Below are 20,922 nucleotides of genomic sequence, written 5' to 3' on the forward strand. Positions count from 1 at the left end.
ACATGTCCGACACTTCCGCCCTGCACACCCGCTACGACAGTATCGAAGCCCTGCGCGCGGCCTTGCGCGCCAAGGAAGTCAGCGCCCTGGAACTGGCCGACAGCGCGCTGTCGGCTGCCCAGGCCAGTTCCCTGAACGCCTTCCTGCACATTGACCCCGAACTGACGCGCGCCCAGGCCCGTGCAGCCGACGCGGCATTGGCCGCCGGCAATGCCGGGCCGCTGGCGGGCATACCCATCGCGCACAAAGATGTCTTCGTCACGCGTGGCTGGCGCACCACCGCGGCCAGCCGCATGCTCGAGCACTACACCAGTCCCTTCGACGCCACCGTGGTGCAGCGGCTGGCGCAGGCCGGCGCCGTTTCCCTGGGCAAGCTGAACTGCGACGAATTCGCCATGGGCTCGGGCAACGAGAATTCGGCCTACGGGCCGGTGCGCAATCCCTGGGATCCCGGCTGCGTGCCCGGCGGCTCTTCGGGCGGCTCGGCCGCGGCGGTTGCCGCAGGCCTAGCCGCGGCCGCCACCGGCACCGACACGGGCGGCTCGGTGCGCCAGCCCGCCGCGCTGTGCGGCGTCAGCGGCATCAAGCCCACCTACGGCACCGTGTCGCGCTTCGGCATGGTGGCCTTCGGCTCCAGCCTGGATCAGGCCGGCCCCATCGCCCGCCATGCCCGCGACCTGCTGGAATTGCTCGACGTCATCAGCGGCTTCGACCCGCGCGATTCCACCAGCCTCGAACATTGCGACGGCGCGCCCAACCAGCCGGGCCGCGTACGCGCCGGCTTCGATGCGGCCCGCGCCGCGCAGGCCGCCGCCGGCGCCAAGCCGCTGCAAGGCCTGCGCATAGGGGTGCCGACGGAGTTTTTCAATGCCGGGCTGGCCGACGATGTGGCCCGCGCCATCGAGGCGGCGCTGCAGCACTTCGAATCGCTGGGCGCCGCCCGCGTGGCCGTCTCGCTGCCGCGCACCAGTTTGTCGATTCCGGCGTACTACGTCATCGCTCCGGCCGAGGCTTCCAGCAACCTGTCGCGCTACGACGGGGTGCGCTACGGCCACCGCGCCGCGCAATACCGCGACCTGGCCGAAATGGTCAGCCGTTCGCGCAGCGAGGGCTTCGGCCCCGAAGTCCTGCGCCGCATCATGGTCGGCACCTATGTGCTGTCGCACGGCTACTACGACGCCTACTACCTGCAGGCGCAAAAGGTGCGGCGCATGATCGTCGACGACTTCCAGCAGGCCTACGCGCAGCATTGCGACGTGATCATGGGGCCGGTCACGCCCGCCGTGGCCAAGCCCCTGGGCGTCAACCGCGACGACCCCACGGCCGACTGGCTGGCCGACGTGTACACGCTGGGCGTCAGCCTGGCGGGCCTGCCGGCGATGTCCGTGCCCTGCGGCTTCGGCGGCCCGCAAGGCCGGCTGCCGGTCGGACTGCAGATCATCGGCGACTACTTCAGCGAAGGCCGGCTGCTGGCAATCGCCGACTGCTACCAGCAGACCACCGACTGGCATCAACGCAAACCGGAAGCGCAATGATGGAATGGGAAATCGTCATCGGGCTGGAAACGCATACGCAGCTTTCCACCGCATCGAAAATATTCTCGGGCAGCAGCACGCGTTTCGGCGCGCCGCCCAATACCCAGGCCAATGAGGTCGACATGGCGCTGCCCGGCAGCCTGCCGGTCATGAACCACGACGCGGTGGATCGCGCGATCCGCCTCGGCCTGGCGATAGGCGCAAAAATCGCGCCGCGCTCGATATTCGCCCGCAAGAATTATTTCTACCCCGACCTGCCCAAGAACTACCAGATCAGCCAGTACGAGATCCCGGTGGTGCAGGGCGGCACGCTGAGCTTTTTCGTGGGCGAGCAGGAAAAAACCATCAACATCACCCGCGCCCACCTCGAAGAGGACGCCGGCAAGCTGCTGCACCAGGGCTACACGGGCCCGCACGGCGAATCGTCCAGCGGCGTGGATCTGAACCGCGCCGGCACGCCGCTGCTGGAAATCGTCTCGGAACCCGAAATGCGCTCGGCCGCCGAAGCCGTAGCCTATGCCCGCACACTGCACGGCCTGGTGATGTGGCTGGGCATCTGCGACGGCAACATGCAGGAAGGCTCGTTCCGGGTCGATGCCAATGTTTCGGTGCGCCCCAAGGGCCAGGCGGAATTCGGCACGCGCAGCGAAATCAAGAACCTGAATTCCTTCCGCTTCCTCGAGCGCGCCATCCAGTACGAGGTGCGGCGCCAGATCGAGCTCATCGAGGACGGCGGCACGGTGCGCCAGGAAACACGCCTGTACGACTCCGAGCGCGACGAAACCCGCAGCATGCGCAGCAAGGAAGATGCGCACGATTACCGCTATTTCCCCGACCCCGATCTGCCGCCGCTGGTCATAGGCGCCGACTGGATCGAACAAGTGCGCGCGGCCATGCCGGAACTGCCGGCGCACATGCGCGCGCGTTTCGAAAAAGATTTCGGCCTGAGCGGCTACGACGCCGCCCAATTGACGATGGATCGCGCCACCGCGTCCTACTTCGAAGCAGCCGCCGGCGGCCTGCCCGCGGGTCAGGCCAAGCTGGCCGCCAACTGGATCATGGGCGAAGTGGCCGCGGCCCTGCACCGCGACGAAATCGGCGTGGCCGACTGCCCGGTGGCACCGGCGCGGCTGGCGACGCTGATCGGCCGCATCATCGACGGCACGATCTCGAACAAGATCGCCCGCGAGGTGTTTGCCGCCATGTGGGCCGGCGAGCAGCAGGGCGACCCCGACGCCATCATCGAGGCTCGGGGCCTGCGCCAGATCAGCGACAGCGGTGCGATCGGCGCGATGATAGACGAGGTGCTGGCGGCCCACCCCGCCGTGGTCGAGGAATACCGCGCCGGCAAGCAGAAGGCCTTCAATTCACTGGTCGGCCAGATCATGAAGGCGGCCAAGGGCAAGGCCAACCCGCAGCAGGTCAACGAGCTGCTGAAGCAGAAGCTGGGCTGAGGAATTGCCTGAATTGCCCGCGCATTACCCGAAAGCCCGGCCCGCTTTCGACCAAAGAGCCCCGGCACCCTTACCCTGGTCATAGGGTAGGCGCGAACCGGCGCCCGGCCCGCGATGCGGGCGGGCGCCGCCACGTGGCCGGCCATGGCCCGTGCACCTGTTGCCCCGCCTCGAGCACGCGCCGACACGGCGCATGCTTCGGAAAGCAGGGAGCCTTCTTCCGCCGCTACCCGCCGAAGCGGAAGCTCGACGCCGTGATGGCGCCAAAGGCGTTGTCTTCGTGATACACACAGGTGGCCGGCTCTTCGCCGGCCGCGACGGCGGCCACCATCAGGGGGATCAGGTGGTCTTCGCGCGGATGCGCCATGCGCGCCGAGGGCGCCTGCTGCCAGTCCAGCAAACGCTCGGCGCGCTGCGCCGGCGGGCCGTTCACCACCACATCCTGCAGCCAGGCGTCGAAGCGCGCCGAAGGCACGCGGCCCGGCTCGCCCAGGCCGCGCAGGTTGTGATAGCTCAGGCCGCTGCCCAGGATCAGCACGCCCTCGTCGCGCAGCGGCGCCAGGGCGCGGCCCAGCGCGATATGCCGCGCCGGGTCGTAGCCGGCGTCGATGGACAGCTGCACCATGGGCACATCGGCCTTGGGGTACATTACCGCCATGGGGACGAAGGCGCCGTGATCGAAGCCGCGCTGGGCATCCAGACCGTTTTCCAGCCCCGCCTGGTTCAGCAATTGCTGCACGCGTGCGGCCAGTGCCGGAGAGCCCGGCGCCGGATACTGGATCTGGTAGGTATGCGCCGGAAAGCCGTAATAGTCGTACAGCATGGGCGGCCGCGGGTTGGACTGGATGCCGAAGCCGCCACGGACTTCCCAGTGCGCCGAGACCATCAGCACGGCGCTGGGCGTGGCCGGCAGCTGGGCCGGCAATTCACGCAGCGACGCCGCCAAGCGCGCATAGCCCTGCTGCGCCTCGGGCATGTACGGCCAGGGGCCGCCGCCATGCGAAATGAAATAAACCGGCATGTTCATTTGAATACTCCCGCCTAGGCCTTCCTGCGCGCGGCGTCCAGGCTCCATGCCCCGCCGCCGGCCGCAGCCAGGAACAGGAATATGAAGCAGTACAGCACCGCGGCCTCGCCGCCATTGAGTATGGGCAGCAAGGCATGGCCGCCGCCGCCGACGTGGCCCATGAAATAAGCGAAGGCCATTTCACCGGAAGCGATGAAGGCGGCAATCCGCGTGAACAGGCCCAGAATCAGCAATATGCCGGCCACCACTTCGATGACGCCAGCCAGGCCCATCAAGGAAAACAGCTGCAGATTGTCGAAATAGGCCACGTGCGGCACATGGAACAGCTTCGAGCAGCCGTGCAGCAGGAATACGTAGCCGGCGACGATGCGCAGCAGCGCCTGCGCGCGAGCGGCCCAAAGTTGGCAATTAGCGTCGGATGTCATGGAACTTCCTCCTGAAGGGGGGAGAGAAATGCAAGCGGGCACCATGCCCGGCTCGCCCAGGCAGGCTTCCGGCCGATTCCGGAACCTGGCACAGGTACAGGCAACACCGGACAAGCGGCCCGACAGCCAGGCCCGCGACAAGGCACGCCAGGCTCCAGGCCACTTGTTCCGTACTTTCTATGAAGTAAAGTTTATTGAAATCCTACCAAGAAATATATACATCAATTATTATCGATTCATTTCCTTACAAGAAATGATCGCTACAGCATGGACACACTGCTCAGCCTCAAAGTCTTCTGCGAAATCGCCGCCGGCGGCAGTTTCGTGTCGGCCGCCCGGCGCCTGGCGCTGTCGGCGCCCATGGCCAGCAAACATGTAGCGCATCTGGAAAAATACCTGGGCGTGCGGCTGCTGAACCGCAGCAGCCGGCGCGTCAGCCTGACCGAGGCCGGCGCGCTGTATTACGAGCAGTGCAGGGCCGCGCTGGAAACGCTGTCGCTGGCCGAAGTGGCCATAGGCCGCAGCGTCGAGGCGCCCCAGGGCGTGCTGCGCATCACCGCGCCGGTGTGGTTCGCCCATCCACGCGTGGTGCGGGTCATGGCCGCCTACAAACAGCGCTATCCGGGGGTCGTGCCCGACCTGCACTTCTCCAACCGCAAGGCCGATCTGGCGGCCGAGGGCTATGACCTGGCCCTGCGCGTCACGCGCGACCCTTCCGCACACCTGATCGTGCGGCGCATCTGCCGGGTGCCCTTCTACCTGGTCGCCGCCCCCGCCTACCTGGCGCCGCACGGGGTTCCGGCCGCGCCGGCCGACTTGGCCGCCTACGGCGGCATCCTGCCCAATTACCTGCCGGCCGAAGGCTTCGAGCTCGACGGCCCCAAAGGCAAGGCGCTGATCCGCCTGGCGCCGCTGATGCGCTCGGACGACACCACCTTCTCGTACCAGGCGGTGCGGGCCGGCGCCGGCATCGGCTTCCTGCCCTCGTGGCTGGTCGACGCGGATCTGCGCAGCGGCGCGCTGCTGCGCGTGCTGCCGCAATACAGCCAGGCGCCGCAGGAACTGTACGCCACTTACATCAGCCGCCAGTACCTGACGCCCAAGGTGCGCAGCTTCATCGACTTCCTGGCCGAGCCCGAATGCCGCGCCATGCTCGAGGACAGCGCGACCGGCTAGACCCCGGCCCAGCGCCGCGCAGCGATGGCGCGTTCACGGCCATGGCAGGCATCCAGGCCCGCCGCGGCGCGTCGATGGCGCCCGCCTCCGCCGGGCTTGCGCCGGGAAGGGCCGGAATCCTCCATAATGACGCTTTTGTCTCTTTTGTCTCTTTTGTTTTACCGCTTTTGTCCGAAGACGCGACTCCACCTGCCTCCACTACCGACACACCATGACAGACTCCGCCCAGAACCGCAATGAATTCGTCCGCTACTCCCTGCAGCAAGGGGTGCTGCGCTTCGGGCAGTTCAAGGTCAAGTCGGGGCGCCTGAGCCCGTATTTCTTCAATGCAGGCCTGTTCAACACCGGCCTGTCGATGGGACGCCTGGCCGCCTTCTATGCCCAGGCGCTGGTGGACTCGGGCCTGGAATTCGACATGCTGTTCGGGCCGGCCTACAAGGGCATACCGCTGGCGGCGGCGACCGCCATCGCGCTGGCCAATCATCCCGCCCGCGCCGGCCGCGACGTGCCCTACGCCTACAACCGCAAAGAGGCCAAGGATCACGGCGAAGGTGGCTCTCTGGTGGGTGCGCCGCTGGCCGGCCGCGTGGTGATCATCGACGACGTCATCACCGCCGGCACCTCGGTGCGCGAGTCGGTCGACATCATCCGCCATGCGGGGGCCCAGCCCGCTGCCGTACTGATCGCCCTGGATCGCATGGAGCGCGCCGGCGCCGACGACGCCCTGTCGGCCCATTCGGCCGTGCAGGACGTAAGCGCCACCTACAACATGCCGGTGGTCAGCATCGCCTCGCTTGCCGACATCATGGCCGTGCTGGAAGGCGACCCGCAACTGGCCAAGCACCGCGGCGCGGTTGCCGCCTACCGCGACCGATACGGCGTATGAACGCAGCCGTCCAGCCCGGCGCGAAGCACGCGGCCTCTTCGAGAGCACGCGCCTCACGGCGGCAGTAGGGCCTGCCGCGCCCGAGCCCACGGATGCGGCCCGACCTCGCCCACACCTACAACATAGACAAGGAACCAGCACCATGCGCATCGTCTCGCTCAATGTCAACGGCATCCGCTCGGCCTTCCGCAAAGGCCTGCCCACCTGGCTCGCGGCCCAAGGCGCGGATGTAGTGTGCCTGCAGGAAATCAAGATCCACGCCGACGACCTCAGCGACGAGCTGTTGCATCCAGCAGGCTACACGGGCCACTTCAACCACGCGCAGAAAAAAGGCTACAGCGGCGTCGGGCTGTACATGGCCCAGCCGGCCGAGACGCTCGTCGACGGCATGCAGAACCAGGAATTCGACGGCGAGGGCCGCATCATCCGCGCCGACTGGAAAGACGTAAGTGTAATCAGCGCCTACCTGCCCTCCGGATCCAGCGGCGACGAACGCCAGCAGGCCAAATACCGCTTCCTGGATCATTTCGCCCCCTGGCTCGACGGCCTCATGCAGGAACACCGCAAGTCGGGCCGCGAATTCATCGTCTGCGGCGACTGGAACATCGCCCACCAGGAAATCGACCTGAAGAACTGGAAGGGCAATATGAAGAACAGCGGCTTCCTGCCCGAAGAACGCGCCTGGCTCAGCAAGGTGCTGGGCGACATGGGCTGGGTCGACGTCTACCGCAAGCTGCACCCCGACACCACCGGCGAGGCCTACACCTGGTGGAGCAACCGCGGCCAGGCCTGGGCCAAGAATGTCGGGTGGCGCATCGACTACCACGTCGCCACCCCAGGCATCGCCGCCCGCGCAAGCGCCGCGTCCATCTACAAGGACGAGCGCTTCAGCGACCACGCGCCCCTGACCATCGACTACGACGCGGCGCTGTGAATGCGCCGACGCCCGTGCAAACTCGTATGAAAAGGAGCCTGTCATGCGAGAGCTGCCCCCCATCCACCCCGGGGGAAATCGCGCACGGGAAGCGCGCAACAAGTGCCGATACCGACCCGCGCCCGCGCCCGCGCCGCTATCTTGGCTTGTCCCACGGCTACTGGCTGCGCGGCCAGGCCCGCTACGACACCGGGCGGGCCCAATCCGCCATGGCCGGCGTGCCGGCGCGCATTCGCCGGTGCGACGCAACGGCGGCCTAGTGTCGTACCCGGCCCATGGATCAGCCAGACAGAAGATTATGGAACCCGAAGATCCCACAGCGTAACAGTGCAAAAGCGCTAGCCCGCTCAATAAGAACAAGTGGATCCCGGGTCAAGAGGCGCCCCGCCAAGGGTGGCCGGTAGCCTGTTCCAGTATGATGGATCTTGCGATTCATTTTCGACGCATTTTCTACTATGGCCGGGCCTGCCGGCTACACGAGCTTTGTCATGCAGAATCCCACCCTTTCGCCCACCGCCCTGATCGACAGCGATCATCCCGACGTGCAGGCTTTTGCGCGCCGCCATCTGCGCGACAACACCAAGGACACCGCGGTGGCGCTGTACTACGCGGTGCGCGACGGTTTCCGCTACGACCCCTACCGCCTCGACCTGTCGCCGGCCGGCATGCGCGCCAGCTCGGTGCTGGCGCAGGGCTATGGCTGGTGCGTGCCCAAGGCCGCGCTGCTGGCCGCAGCATGCCGGGCCGCCGGCATACCGGCCCGGGTCGGCTATGCCGACGTGCGCAACCACATGAGCACCGAGCGCATGCGCCGGACCATGGACGGCGATGTCTTCATCTGGCACGGCTACACCGACATCCAGCTCGACGGCGCCTGGCGCAAGGCCACGCCGGCCTTCAACATCGAACTGTGCGAGCGCTTCGGCCTGCTGCCGCTGGAATTCGACGGTACACAGGATTCCATCTACCACCCCTACGACCGGGCCGGCAACCGGCACATGGAATACATCCGGCAACGCGGCGCCTTCGACGACATGCCCCTGGAACAGATCGCCGCCGACTTCCGTCGCACCTACCCCAGGTGGCTGGAACAGGCCTCGCCCCTGCGCGGCGCCGACTTCATGAACGACGTGGCGCGGGAAGGCCCGCCAGACTAATCTGGCTAGTATCCTGCCGCAAAAATAAATTCGACAATACCAATTGAGCGCTGCCCGCAATACGCTGCATCATGCCACGAAGGACGTAACAGACGAGACATTTGACTTTCCGCATATATCCATGGCAGGGCAAGCGTAGGGCTTCGCCATCGAGTCAGCTATCAATATCACAAACAATGCGTTGCAATTGCGCGGATCTTCCGGCTACGGAAGAGTCTTCCCCACAGAAGGACAGGCATGGAATTCCCGCATGTTTACCATCACTGGCGGCACCGCACGGATTTTGCGCACGCAAATTGCGCCACTAGTGCGGGGACTGAAGCTTCCATAGACGCGCGACGGCTATTCGTGACGAAACAAAGCTGGATAAAAGAAATATGCCGCATCCACAAGGCAGTTCGAAGCACTCTCCCCCTTACCGAACACCTACCTCTGACCGGCGAACTCGAGCTCGGCTTTCTGGAAAAACACCGCATCAGACTACTTTGCTAAATCCATCAGTGCGCGGATATCCGCTTCGGTTCGTATCGGACGGGCGTTGAATCGCGTCAACAACGGATGGGCCATCGCCAGCGGTACGACAGCCTCCACTTGTTGTGCAGTGATGTGCAAGTCCCCTAAGGTTGTCGGCAGGTTTAGCTTCTTAAGCAGTTCATATATCGCGTCCGACAGGCGCCTCTCTCTCACCCCGATCACCTCCTGGATGTCGCGATGGCGCGGTACACCTATCTCTTCGAACCATTTCGCCTGAGCCAACATCAACACAGCAGCGGTTTCACTGTGCCCCACACCCGCGTAGGGAGCGAGGACATGAGTCATGTAATGGCTGAATCCATGTAGCGGTGCCATGGTCATCTGCCCCATTCCCGTATACCAGGTGGCCATCTGGCAATTAGCAATGGGTTCCACATCATCCGGCGAGTCAACCATACATGGCAGGTTTTCGAAATAAAGTCGTATCGCCTCCAAAGAAATCAGATCAACGAACGGATGAGGATGAATTGACACATAAGAATTAATCGCGTGATCCAGACCACGGATCGCCGTCGAATATAACAGTCGCGCCGGCGTCAATTTCAGCAATGCTGGATCATAGATGATGGCCTGAGGAGTACCCATGTTCGCACGCAATCTAGCCTTCTGGCGCGTGGATTCATCCACCGGCGTCCCCCCAGGCGTCCATTCCGCCGCAGCCAGCGTAGTAGGAACAGCGATATGTCTGATCGCAGGCGCCGATTTCGCCGGGTTAATTCCTTCCATGCCATCGGAAGACACAATCCATTGAAAACGCAACAATTCCTCTTTGGTATAGGCGTCTTCGGAAATGCAAAGCTGGATGAATTTCGCAAAATCTATTACCGAGCCACCGCCGACGGAAATAATGACATCGGCACGAAGATCCTGCAGATTACGGGCACACGCCAGAACATTGCCAATCGGCGAATGCTCTCCAACTTCGTCCGTCATTCCGACGAACCGTTCTCCGATCGCACGCCGTAGCTTTACCACAGCATCGGTCTTCCGATTCAGAGTCTTGGAGCTGATGATGAATACACGCTGGTAGCCGTAGCGATCGAGCAGATCTGCAACAACATCGGTCATCGGCCGATTGCGAACGACCCGCTCAACACCTGGCGGCATCAGAAACTGCATCATTTCCATATTTCCCCCTGCTCGATGACCCACGGCCCTTGGCACCGCACGTGACAACATGCCGCCATTAGATCGCCGAAACCGTTGGAGGCCGCAGAAACCTTTCTCCTCGATCCCCCTTGACGTGAAACTCCAGTTCGCGGGTAAGCATAGAGATTTCCGCAAGAGTATCCAATCGTCCAATCAATGATCGCACTCTATCGATACGATCCTGATTCATGACCCAACTGGAGCAATCGAAGAATTTTCGGTGTCGGATCTGCTCAGTAAATGGATTGTTCACCGTGCCGACTGGATCCGCACACTCACCTGCGAAAGTGCGGCCGTCTTTTAATCTAATTTCTACCGTGTGCGGCCTAGTCCGGGGCGGATCGCCATCATCAAATGGCTTGCCGAAGCTGATCATTTGCGTCAAACTCAACAAAGCTCGAATCTGTGGTCGATCGACAGAGCCAGGTACGAAGTCCTTGAGCGTCACGCCTTTGGTGTATAGAGCTACTGCAACCGCGTACTGTAGCGAAAAACGGCCTTGCAGCTCATCCCGCGGCGCGTCGTACATCAGATTCTGAGTATTGACGTCAGAGACGCGTGCCACCACAGCAGCAACCTCATCGGCTTCAAATTGCTCTTTCTTCTGAAGATCTAGAACTATGTCTAGCACTCGGCTATTGGATCCGCAACACGGGTAGCGCTTGAAAAGTAGCCCAGGCGATTCTATGCCGGTCTGATCCGAAGTGAGAAAATGCGCGGCAGCCTTCCAATCAGCCGGATGGTCAGGATGGCAAAACAGCTCCGAAAAGCCTAGCTTGCCTTCCATTACTCCCGCACTGCCGTATAAGCCGGCCCGGGCCAACTCTATTGACTGGACGGCACTCTGCGCAGCCAAACCCGCATGTAGAGGTTTCATCGGGGTGCCAAACTGCACCTTGGTTCCACCCGCCATACTTACAGCGATTGCCATAGCTTGCGCAATCTCATCCTCGCTACAATCGAGCATGCGCGCGCCGGCAGCAGCAGCCCCGATACAGCCTAATGTCGAGGTGGTGTGCCAACCGCGTAGGTAATGGCCTGGCATGATCGCTTTTGCTATCACCGAACACAAATGGATACCTACAACGAAAGCATCAACCATGTCTTTGCCAGCACACTTATGAGCATCGCCAAGTGCGAGCAATGTTGAAGCAAGAACGGCCCCAGCGTGATTGGATGCACCGATAAGCACATCATCGAAATCTAACGCATGCGCTGCCGTACCATTGGCAAGTGCGGCCAGATGAGGACTGGTACGTCCACCTCCGAGTATCAACGCAGCCCCAACAGAACCGGAAGAAGCGCTAGCCCGCACTTGAGCAGCAGCCAAGTCGCCAGCCCCAGCAATCATGCATGCGACCGCATCCTCTATCGCCGCCTTAGCGAGACTAGAAGCGGCAGAATTATCATTGTGGTAGGCGGCTGACCACCCTGCCATTTCACGAAGAATTGTCATAGATTTATTGCGGTTTGAGGTGGTACTTAGCAGCTATACCGCCGTAGTGTTTGTCGTCGTCGCGGATCCGCTGAGCAAATTCCTGCGGGGAGCTCGGAATGAGGCTCAAACCCAAATTCTCCATCGACTTGACAGTCTCGGGCGATTTGAGGAATTTGATCATCGCAGCATTAACTTTGTGAATAATAGGCTCCGGCGTTCCAACTGGTGCGAGTACACCGTACCAGCCAAACGTCGGAAAATTCTTGTACGTCTCAGTAATTGACGGAACATTTGGCAACACGGCAATCCGCTGAGCGGAAGTTACGGCTAGAGCACGCACCTTGCCTGTTTGCAAGCTGTTCAGTGCGGACAAACTAGTGTCGATTTCGAAAGAAACTCGGCCAGCCACCAAGTCTAGAGCAGCCGCGCCACCACCTTTATAGGGGACATGCAGGGCTTTTATGCCTGAGAGCTCCTCAAAAACCAGTCCATACAGGAATTGGCTGGATCCGATTCCCGTCGAAGAGAACGACAAGTTGCTTCCCGGCTTGCGACCCAAGGCAATGAATTCCTGCAGCGTGTGTGCGGGGATCGAGTTGTTGACGAGCAGTACGCTCGGCGCCAGAGCCGCCGTAGAGATAGGCGCAAACGAGGTCTCGGCGTTGTAGCTTAACCCCTTGTAAAAATACTTTGCATTCACCACACTGGCGCCCGTACCCATAAGCAGGGTATACCCATCATTCTTTGAATGCGCGACATAGCTAACACCGATAGTCCCGCCAGCGCCTGGTCGATTCTCCGGTATGACTGAAACACCCAATTCTTTCGACAGCCCCTGTGCAATGATTCTGCCAATCGTATCCGTACTACCGCCCGCACTGAACGGCAGGATGAGCCGAATGGGGCGATCGGGAAACGTCTCGGCGATTGCCGTCTGCATTGTCATGACACCAAGCATGAGCGCGGCAGCGCCCGCTAAAGCGGGCCAGCCTTTATCTATGTTGTAAATGTCCACTTATCTCGTCCTCCACTTTTCTGTGTATGCAGACTCATTCTAGAGAGACGATGGATTCAAGGCCATCGAGTTCTGGCAAAGAACTCATTTGTAAATCGTAAACGGCTCGAGGCTAACGCTTTCCATGTGGCAGGAGCTGAGCGGCAAAGACTGAATTTCGTAATGAGGCTGAGGGCCTGCCCATCCTACAAGAGAAGCCCCCGGCCGCTCCCTTGATTTTTATTATTACCTCGCAACTTACGAAACGATTTCCAGGGGCTAGGATGATTAAAAGGCACGAAGCACGCGAATGCCAGCCAGTGCTTCACAGTCGACGTATTCAAGAAAAATCGCACACCCTTCGCGCCTACAAAGGTCATAATCTTGTCAAGACGGGTGTATCCCGAGTTCCTGTAGTATCTTCCGATCCTTCTCGTAGGTGCGCTTCACGATTTTTTCGGAGTCCCCCACCGACGTTGTGACCGGGACGATGTACATCGAAGCAAATTTGTCCTTGACCTCACGAGCCTGCAGAATTCGAGCAACCTCGGCCTGGAACTTATTCACAATCGCATCAGGCGTTTTTTCCGGCGCGAAGAACGCGAGCCAGGCAGCGGATTGATAGTTGGGTGGGCTGGGTTCCGACGGGAACGCGCCGAGCCCACTAAGAACGGCACCACTTGGGGGCGAGGTCAGCGCACGAATTCGACCCGACTTCAACTGAGGGATAACTAACGCGGCGGGGGAAAATGTCAACTGCACCTGATTGCTGACCACTGCGGTAAACGCAGGGCTGACTCCGAGATAGGGAATGTGTGTAAGTTTGATTCCAGACTCACGGGAAAAATACTCCGCGTGAATCTGCGAGGAACTGCCTACGCCAGAAGATGAGTAGTTGAGCTTGCCGGGCCTGCTTTTAGCATACGCAATCAGTTCGTCAACCGTTTTTACCGGGAGGCTCGGATTGACGATAAGCATGTTAGGCACCCATCCGAACAACATAATTGTTCGCAGGTCACGCAGGGGGTCATAAGGCAAGTTTTTGATGAGTTGCGGCCCAATGGTGTGGCTACTCGGTGTTCCAAGCAAGATTGTGTAGCCATCCGGGGCAGATTTCGCCACATAGTTTTCGGCAATCGCACCGGTAGCGCCAGGCCGGTTCTCGACCACTACCGGCTGACCCCAGTCTTCAGTTATCTTCTGAGCAATAAGTCGAGCTGGTAGATCGGCGCCCCCGCCCGGAGAGAACGGAACGATTATCTTGATCGGTTGTTTCGGATATTGAACAGCCTGCGCCGTAGCAGTTAGGCCACAGGCAGCGATAACCAGGCATGCAATCGAGACTGCGTGTTTCATTGTTGTCTCCTTTTTGACGACACTTGATTCCAGGGCATTTGAGCTTCGGCTTCACGCCGCCGCAGCCGAAATCCGTAGCTTTCCGGCAATACCGAAAATGGATCTGATAATCCCAGCGACTTGGCGGCGTGGCTGGCCCAATGCGGGTTCCACATCAATTCGCGCGCCAGTGCGATGAGATCAGCACTTTGCGCTCGCAGGATATCCTCCGCCTGAAGGGCGTCGGTGATAAGCCCTACAGCCATTGTCGCAACACTACAGCGATGCTTCACTTCACGTGCATAATCGACATGGTAGCCCGGTACGCGTGGCACGATTGGCATATCTGTGGATCCGCTTACTCCTCCGGAGGAGCAGTCGATGACATCGACTCCTCGAATTTTCAATTCGTGGGCCAGGGCAACGGTATCTTCAATATTCCAGACCCCCCCTTTCCCGTCGACTGCCGACACCCGGAAAAATAGTGGCAATTCGAGCGGCCATGCCTCACGAACAACTTCAGTAACTTCGAGTGCAAAACGCATCCGCCCATACAGATCTCCTCCATAGGCGTCTGTTCTATGATTCGTGATTGGCGAAAGGAACTCATGGATCAGGTAACCATGCGCACCATGAATCTCGAGAACCTGAAATCCGGCATCCACAGAACGCAATGTCGCCTCACGCCATCGCTTCAGGTTGGCCGCGATATTGTCGCGATCCATCTCTCTGATCTTTGGCCACGGCTTGGCTCCACGCGGCACACTCGGCCCAATTACTGTCCACGGCGGGCATTCGGATGTCGTATTCTCCGGCGTGAGCGCTTCCCAATTCCGCAATGCACCGTGGCACGAGCCGCGAAATCCAGAATGCCCAAGCTGGATCCCTGGTGTTGCTCCATGTTCTTTCAAGAAATCATTAATCCGACGATATGCCCTGACATGCCGATCCGCCCATAAACCGGCGCAATCGTATGTCTTGCGACCAGCAGGTTCAATGGCCGTTTCTTCTCCGAATACTAGCCCCGCCCCCCCAATGGCAAACTTGCCCAAATGCACCAGATGCCAATCGGTTGGCGCTCCGTCGACGGACATGTACTGGCACATCGGCGATACAACAACTCTGTTCCTCAGCTCGACCGACCGCAGCTTCAACGGGCTGAACAAACGGGGAGATTTTTCCTCCGACATTGATGTCTCCAGACGTTCCACCTTTTCAATTGGCCCAAGCACTCATGCATGTCCTTCCGTCAGCAAAACGGGAGGACAGCCGCAGACCGCCGCCGTCCAAATCCGCATGCATTATCAAACTGTCACCGAGCGTAGCAGGCGCATGGCCCCGATAATCAAATTGGCACAACGGCCTGCCCGTCAGCGCTTCGGCGAATCCGGCCAGCAAAGTAGCATTCAATGGGCCATGGATGACCTGGCTCGAATATCCTTCTTCGTTGCGACAATAATCGCCGTCGTAGTGAATGCGATGGCCATTAAACGTCAATGCCGAGTATCGAAAAAGCATTACAGAATCAAACTGCACCGATCGTTGATAGTTTCCCTCTCGAAGGGGCTTCGCAGTTGATGCGAACTGACGGATCGGCCCTGCATTCCGGTAGACAATATCGTGCTCCTCCCGAATGTAAAGCTCGTTGCACACCGAAACGCGGTGTTCCACGGTTACAAAAATCAAATCGCCAGCTCGACCTGTCTTGTGACATACGTCGAGAATTCTAGATTCTTTGCGCGCCGTAGAGCCGAACGGTAAGGGGCGTAGGAAATTTACACGACCACCCGCCCACATGCGGTTCCGAAGAGGAACGGGAGGGAGAAAGCCACCTCGGGAAGCATGGCCATCCGGCCCCAGTTCCGCTGCGGGCGCGCCTTCGAGAAAATAAAGCCAATGCCAAAGCGGCGGTAATACACCGGCACACGTGATTTTTTCTGTATCAACGTTGACAGTCGCGGCCATTAGTAACGCTTGCCGCAACCCAATGACGTCTTCGTCAGCGACCTGCCTGCCAATCCAACGTTGAAGATGCGCTATGTCCATTTTAGCCACGGTCGATGGGGCCCTAAAAGGCTACAGAAACTCTTCGCGTATCGCGGCGCTATGCTGGCCTAGATCAGGCACAGCATCGAATTCGAACTGATCCCATTCCGCGCGTACTGGCGGGGCGATGAGTTCGATTGAACGTAATCCCGCTTGCATCGGCCACGTTCTGAGCGCTGGATGCTCTGCGAACTCCGCCACCGTACGAACCCGCCCATAAGCTGTTCCCGCCTGTTCAAGAAGGGCGAGAACATGCTCGGTAGCCAAGAGCAGAAAGCGGCTTGCAATCATTAGATCTAGCGCCTCGCGGTTCTTGACACGGGCGTTGTTTGAACTAAAACGGGCATCTGAAGCCACCCCGACATCACCTAGGAATGTACCGCAGAAGGAGCGCCACTCTCGCTCATTCTGTATGCTTATCACGAGATCATGCCCGTCTCTCGTCTTGAAAGCTCCGTATGGAGCAATGGACGGATGTTTAAGACCTTGGCGTGTCGGGGCACTTGAACTGTAGACATGATGCAAATATGGAATAGTCATCCAATCAGCCGCCGCGTCGAACAGGGACACTGAAATCCCTGTCCCTTTACCCGTGCTTGAACGCAGGGCCAGCGCTGACAACACACCGATTATTGCGTTCATGCCAGCCCCAATGTCGCAGATGGAAACACCGATGCGGCCACAGGCTTCAGGAGCCCCACTGATTCCCGCTAGGCCGCTTTCGCATTGAACCAGCAGATCGTATGCCTTAAGTCTGCTTACCTCACCGTCAGAGCCATACCCGCTAATGTCACACGTAATCAGCCTCGGGTATTTTTCTCTTAATGATTTACTGCCGAATCCCGCACGTGTCAGAGCGTCCGGTGCCAAATTTTGTATGAAAATATCAGCCTTTCCGAGGATACGTCGCAACAACTCAGCATCTTCGTCTTTCTTGAAATCCAGAACTAGAGATTCCTTTCCTCGATTAGTCCACAAAAAATAGGAAGACATCCCGTGGACGGCGCCATCGTATCCCCGCGCAAAATCACCTTCTGCGCGCTCCACTTTGATGACACGGGCCCCCATCTCGGCTAACCTCCCGCTGCACAAAGGCGCTGCCAGAGCTTGTTCAATGGAGACGACCAACAGGCCAGCCAAGGGTTTTGGTGTAGGTGTCGATTGAATATCGTGATGCATTGCACCCGCCAGAGAAGCTAATTACACGCTCGATCGTGAGGCCGCAAAAAATAAGCATTTCATTGTATGTTGCCCAGCGAAGATCGAATATTGGCCATTCGCAACGCCGGCTTTTGCTTTTGGCAAAAGCCTTAAACTCTGTGGAGACAGCAGCGCCATGCCGACTGGATACTCTACAACGGGCTAGTACAATCTACGATAATCTAATGTTAGAACAGCGTTGCATGCTCTACAGCATGTGATGCGAGGCAGCATGAATAGAGAACTCCCGCATTTAAATATCCGACGGTATGACTTCACGGACTTGGCGGTGTTTTTATCTGTCGTAGAGTCTGGAACGGTAACGCTTGGTGCCCGCCGCTGCCATCTGTCCCCGACGGCGGTGAGCTTGCGTATAAAACGATTGGAAGAAGATGTAGGCGCCGCACTACTGACGCGGGATCATCGCGGCGTTTATCCGACTGCAGCAGGGTCGGTACTAGTCGAGCATGCTCGTTTATGCGTTGCACAAATCGAGCAGATGCACACAGACATGCTTCCGTTTTCGCAAGGTCTTACTGGCCACGTCATACTCTTTGCCAACACAAACGCAATTAACTCATACCTCCCTGACGACCTGGCCATATTTTTTGAACGCTTCCCGAACGTCCGGATTGCTTTGGAGGAGAGAACCAGTCACGAAATCGTCAGCGCCGTCGCGCAAGGCCGTGCTGACGTGGGGGTTGTCGCCATGCACACAATGCATCCGGATCTGGAATTTTTACCTTACCGTGAAGATGAACTTGTCGTCCTGGTGCCGTCTCAGCACGATCTGAGCAGGCGTGAGCGTATTGAATTCGCCGAATGCATTGGCTGCCCCTTTATCAGCCTGCAATCGGGTGCAGCCTTACATACCTTTCTTACTGAACACTCCCAGCGGCTCGGAAGGTCTCTCGACATACGAATCCAAGTCACCAGCTACGGTGCAATTACGCGTTTGGTTTCATCTGGCGCGGGAATCGGGATCATCGCCAAGTCGGCACTGATTGGGACGGAACGAGGCGTCGCGGTTCTGCAACTCGATGAGCTGTGGGCCAAGCGCGATCTTCGTGTATGCGTCAAACGAGAACCAAGCCACAACAACATCTATCGAGATCGCTTGGTATCAACGTTACGCCGCTCCGAGACCCGAGACTCAACTCCGATGAGATGACCAACTCGGACATCAGACAGACTGTCCCAGACCAAGTTCCGGCGCGCACCGAGCCGCAACGAACCAAGACCACGGCGCGCCATTTACGTAGAGCACAACGCCAGCCATCAGATATCCTCGCCGAGCATATTCAACTTATCAAGTGAAAAGTATTGCTGCTAGATTCCCTTCTCCACCATGTCCAGCAGCCGCTCGGCGATGGCATTTCTTTGCGCGGCCGTGACATTGCGCAAGGGGCCGTCGGCCACCAGCAGCGCCAGTCCATGAACCGCCGACCAGGCCAGGTATTCGGCCCCCGGGCGGCGCGCAGCGGGTAGCGCCCCGCAAGCCGACAGCTCATCCAGGGCCGAACTCAGCAGTTGAAAGGGATTCATGCCGCTGCGCCCGGCCTTGGCCGGATCGGTATCGCCCTCTACTTCTTCGGGGCCGGAAAACGCCGTGTGGAACAGGCCCGGCTCGGCGCGCGCGAATTTCAGATAGCCCTGTCCGACCGCGCGCAGCCGCGCGCGCGCCGCCTCGACTGCCGGCAGGCCGGCGGGAATCCGGGCAATCTCGCGCTCCATGGCGACGGCCAGCTCGGCCAAGGCAGCCGCACGGACGGCCTGGAACAGATCTTCGCGGCTGGCAAAATGCCGATAGGCCGCATTGGGCACCACCCCCGCGCGGCGCGTCGCCTCGCGCAGCACCACGGCATCGGGCCCAGCGGCCCGCGCCAGAGCAATGCCCGCATCGAGCAGCGCGCGCCTCAAGTCTCCGTGACGATAGGTGCCGCGTGGCGGCGGCGGTTCCGCGGTTTTTTTTCTGCCTGGCATCCGGACTCCGGCTAGCAAGTGCACGATTGATTTAGCAGTGGAATGAATTCCGTATGGCCCGGGCCATCGCTGGCATCGGGCCAATGTGTACGCCGTCCATTATATGTGCTACATTTTCATCAAACTTAGTGTACAGCGTACACATATGTGCGGCGCAAGCGCTGCTTGCGATAGCCGGCACACAGATACGCGGTTCTCATACATGCCCCCGCACAAGGATGGATCTGCCATGAGCTCTTTGTTTGCGTTCCTGCATTTCATCGCCGCATTCGCCCTGGTGGGCGCGCTGACGGCGCAGCTGGTACTGCTGAGCCAGGAGATTTCCCCGCCCGTCGTGCGCCGCTTGCGGGTCGCCGACGCGGTCTATGGCGCCGCGGCGACACTGGTCGCGGCGGCGGGACTGCTGCGGGTGTTCTATTTCGAGAAGGGTGCCGCCTATTATTTCTTCAACGCGGCATTCCTGGCAAAGCTGGCCCTGTTCCTGCTGGTCGGGCTGCTATCCATCTACCCCACACTCAAGTTCCTGGCCTGGCACCGCGCCGTCAAGGCGGGCGCCGCGCCGCGGGTCGAAGCGAAGACACAGGCCGCGCTGCGCGCCACCTTGCGGCTGGAATTGGCGGGGGTGGCGCTGCTGATACTGTGCGCCTCATTGATGGCGCACGGCGTCGGCAGCCTGGGATGAATGCCGCCGCATTTGAACGCCGCCACGCGTTCCTTCGGCCATTCCCGCAGCGCTATTTAGCGCATTTCGGCAAGCGCAAGCAAGCAAAAAAAGCTAGAAAGGCGAGCCGGGATCGAAGCCCGGGGCGCGCCGTTCGCGCAGCGAGGCGATGCCCTCGCGCACATCGGGCCCGGCAAAGCCCATGAATTCCAGCGCCAGCGAGGTGTCGAAACTGGGACCCGCCATGCGCAGCCAGTTGTTCAGCGCATATTTGGTCCAGCGTATGGCGCTCTGCGAGCCTTGCGCCAGACGCCCGGCCACTTCAAAGGCCTTGGGCAGCAAGTCGGCCTCGTCCACCGTCAGCGACACCAGGCCGATACGCTCGGCCTCTTCGCCCGAGACAGCCTCGCACAGCAGCAGGTAATACTTGGCCCTGGCCATGCCGCACAACAAAGGCCAGATGATCGCGGCATGGTCGCCCGCGGCCACCCCGAGCCGGGTATGGCCGTCGATGATGCGCGCATTGCGGGCGGCGATCGATACATCGGCCAACAGTCCGGCCACCAGCCCGGCGCCGACCGCGGGGCCGTGCATGGCCGAGACCACCGGCTTGGAGCAGTTGATCACGCCGTAGACCAGGTCGCGCGCCTCGCGCCAAACGCGCGTGCGCACATTGAAGTCATCGGCCATGTCCTGCACCAGGCCGAGGTCGCCGCCGGCGGAAAAACCCTTGCCCTCGCCGCGGATGATCGCCACGCGGGTCTCGGGGTCGCGGTCGATGTCGGCCCAGATGGTCGACAGTTCGCGATGCATATTGTGATCGGCGGTGGACAGCTTCTTGTTGGCGCTTTGGGAAGCGCCCATGACAATCTCGAGCACGCCGTGCTCGTGGCGCGCCAGCGTCAGCGACTTGTAGTGTTGGTAGGGTGCGGGATTGCTCATGCAAACTCCTTGTGCCAGATTTTCTCGCGATCGCGCCAGTGGCTCT

Annotated in this window: 20 protein-coding genes; 9 read left to right on the forward strand and 11 right to left on the reverse strand. The window is 60.3% G+C overall.

Annotated elements, in window-relative coordinates:
* Positions 1 to 2 precede the first annotated feature (2 nt).
* Positions 3 to 1,535: an Asp-tRNA(Asn)/Glu-tRNA(Gln) amidotransferase subunit GatA gene (gene gatA, locus CEY11_RS12815; RefSeq protein ID WP_088603798.1), complete on the forward strand. Its 1,533-nt coding sequence runs from the start codon at positions 3 to 5 to the stop codon at positions 1,533 to 1,535.
* A complete protein-coding gene (gene gatB, locus CEY11_RS12820; RefSeq protein WP_088603799.1) occupies positions 1,535 to 2,989 on the forward strand; it encodes an Asp-tRNA(Asn)/Glu-tRNA(Gln) amidotransferase subunit GatB in 1,455 nt (484 codons plus the stop codon). Before gatA ends, gatB begins: the two co-directional genes overlap by 1 nt.
* A gap of 226 nt (positions 2,990 to 3,215) precedes the next feature.
* Here the strand turns inward: gatB and CEY11_RS12825 are convergent, their stop codons facing one another.
* Positions 3,216 to 4,016 carry a DODA-type extradiol aromatic ring-opening family dioxygenase gene (locus tag CEY11_RS12825; RefSeq protein ID WP_088603800.1) on the reverse strand — a complete coding sequence of 267 codons (801 nt, stop codon included), beginning with the start codon at positions 4,014 to 4,016 and terminating at the stop codon, positions 3,216 to 3,218.
* 14 nt (positions 4,017 to 4,030) lie between these two features.
* A complete protein-coding gene (locus CEY11_RS12830; protein WP_088603801.1) occupies positions 4,031 to 4,441 on the reverse strand; it encodes a DoxX family protein in 411 nt (136 codons plus the stop codon).
* Positions 4,442 to 4,708: 267 nt separating this feature from the next.
* On the opposite strand from CEY11_RS12830, the gene CEY11_RS12835 reads away from it, so the two are divergent.
* From CEY11_RS12835 to CEY11_RS26100, 5 genes are all read left to right on the forward strand, one after another.
* The gene (locus CEY11_RS12835) at positions 4,709 to 5,617 is read left to right on the forward strand and encodes a LysR family transcriptional regulator (RefSeq protein ID WP_088603802.1); all 909 of its coding nucleotides are present in this window, start codon (positions 4,709 to 4,711) and stop codon (positions 5,615 to 5,617) included.
* A gap of 211 nt (positions 5,618 to 5,828) precedes the next feature.
* Positions 5,829 to 6,503, forward strand: coding sequence for an orotate phosphoribosyltransferase (gene pyrE, locus CEY11_RS12840; RefSeq protein ID WP_088603803.1), 675 nt, complete (start codon positions 5,829 to 5,831; stop codon positions 6,501 to 6,503).
* 142 nt (positions 6,504 to 6,645) lie between these two features.
* On the forward strand, positions 6,646 to 7,437 hold the full coding sequence (locus CEY11_RS12845) for an exodeoxyribonuclease III (protein ID WP_088603804.1): 792 nt from the start codon (positions 6,646 to 6,648) through the stop codon (positions 7,435 to 7,437).
* A 488-nt stretch (positions 7,438 to 7,925) separates the two neighbouring features.
* The gene (locus CEY11_RS12855) at positions 7,926 to 8,594 is read left to right on the forward strand and encodes a transglutaminase-like domain-containing protein (RefSeq protein WP_088604025.1); all 669 of its coding nucleotides are present in this window, start codon (positions 7,926 to 7,928) and stop codon (positions 8,592 to 8,594) included.
* A 148-nt stretch (positions 8,595 to 8,742) separates the two neighbouring features.
* On the forward strand, positions 8,743 to 8,925 hold the full coding sequence (locus CEY11_RS26100; RefSeq protein ID WP_088603806.1) for an acyl-CoA dehydrogenase family protein: 183 nt from the start codon (positions 8,743 to 8,745) through the stop codon (positions 8,923 to 8,925).
* Positions 8,926 to 9,074: 149 nt separating this feature from the next.
* Here CEY11_RS26100 and CEY11_RS12865 read toward each other — a convergent pair whose 3' ends face one another.
* The 7 genes from CEY11_RS12865 to CEY11_RS12890 form a co-directional block, all read right to left on the reverse strand.
* Positions 9,075 to 10,256, reverse strand: coding sequence for an iron-containing alcohol dehydrogenase (locus tag CEY11_RS12865; protein ID WP_088603807.1), 1,182 nt, complete (start codon positions 10,254 to 10,256; stop codon positions 9,075 to 9,077).
* Between the two features lie 58 nt (positions 10,257 to 10,314).
* Positions 10,315 to 11,733, reverse strand: coding sequence for an MmgE/PrpD family protein (locus tag CEY11_RS12870; protein WP_088603808.1), 1,419 nt, complete (start codon positions 11,731 to 11,733; stop codon positions 10,315 to 10,317).
* Positions 11,734 to 11,737: 4 nt separating this feature from the next.
* Positions 11,738 to 12,730, reverse strand: a complete 993-nt coding sequence (locus tag CEY11_RS12875) for a Bug family tripartite tricarboxylate transporter substrate binding protein (RefSeq protein WP_088603809.1) — start codon at positions 12,728 to 12,730, stop codon at positions 11,738 to 11,740.
* Positions 12,731 to 13,096: 366 nt separating this feature from the next.
* Positions 13,097 to 14,065 (reverse strand): Bug family tripartite tricarboxylate transporter substrate binding protein, encoded by a 969-nt coding sequence (locus CEY11_RS12880; protein WP_088603810.1) that lies wholly within the window; start codon positions 14,063 to 14,065, stop codon positions 13,097 to 13,099.
* On the reverse strand, positions 14,062 to 15,234 hold the full coding sequence (locus CEY11_RS12885) for an NADH:flavin oxidoreductase/NADH oxidase (RefSeq protein WP_088603811.1): 1,173 nt from the start codon (positions 15,232 to 15,234) through the stop codon (positions 14,062 to 14,064). The genes CEY11_RS12880 and CEY11_RS12885 overlap by 4 nt, the downstream gene beginning before the upstream one ends.
* Before the next feature lie 25 nt (positions 15,235 to 15,259).
* Complete coding sequence (locus CEY11_RS25125) at positions 15,260 to 16,090, reverse strand: MaoC family dehydratase N-terminal domain-containing protein (protein WP_198958894.1); 831 nt, start codon at positions 16,088 to 16,090, stop codon at positions 15,260 to 15,262.
* A gap of 30 nt (positions 16,091 to 16,120) precedes the next feature.
* Positions 16,121 to 17,269, reverse strand: coding sequence for a CaiB/BaiF CoA transferase family protein (locus tag CEY11_RS12890; protein ID WP_088603812.1), 1,149 nt, complete (start codon positions 17,267 to 17,269; stop codon positions 16,121 to 16,123).
* A gap of 253 nt (positions 17,270 to 17,522) precedes the next feature.
* On the opposite strand from CEY11_RS12890, the gene CEY11_RS12895 reads away from it, so the two are divergent.
* Entirely contained in the window at positions 17,523 to 18,461 is a 939-nt protein-coding gene (locus CEY11_RS12895) for a LysR family transcriptional regulator (RefSeq protein ID WP_088604026.1), read from the forward strand.
* A gap of 158 nt (positions 18,462 to 18,619) precedes the next feature.
* On the opposite strand, the gene CEY11_RS12900 is transcribed toward CEY11_RS12895, so the two are convergent.
* Entirely contained in the window at positions 18,620 to 19,273 is a 654-nt protein-coding gene (locus CEY11_RS12900; protein WP_088603813.1) for a TetR/AcrR family transcriptional regulator, read from the reverse strand.
* A 229-nt stretch (positions 19,274 to 19,502) separates the two neighbouring features.
* On the opposite strand from CEY11_RS12900, the gene CEY11_RS12905 reads away from it, so the two are divergent.
* Entirely contained in the window at positions 19,503 to 19,955 is a 453-nt protein-coding gene (locus CEY11_RS12905) for a DUF2214 family protein (protein ID WP_088603814.1), read from the forward strand.
* 93 nt (positions 19,956 to 20,048) lie between these two features.
* Here the strand turns inward: CEY11_RS12905 and CEY11_RS12910 are convergent, their stop codons facing one another.
* Positions 20,049 to 20,876 carry an enoyl-CoA hydratase/isomerase family protein gene (locus CEY11_RS12910; RefSeq protein ID WP_088603815.1) on the reverse strand — a complete coding sequence of 276 codons (828 nt, stop codon included), beginning with the start codon at positions 20,874 to 20,876 and terminating at the stop codon, positions 20,049 to 20,051.
* Between the last annotated feature and the right edge of the window lie 46 nt (positions 20,877 to 20,922).

The organism is Candidimonas nitroreducens (assembly GCF_002209565.1).
In the GTDB taxonomy this organism is placed as follows: domain Bacteria; phylum Pseudomonadota; class Gammaproteobacteria; order Burkholderiales; family Burkholderiaceae_B; genus Candidimonas; species Candidimonas nitroreducens.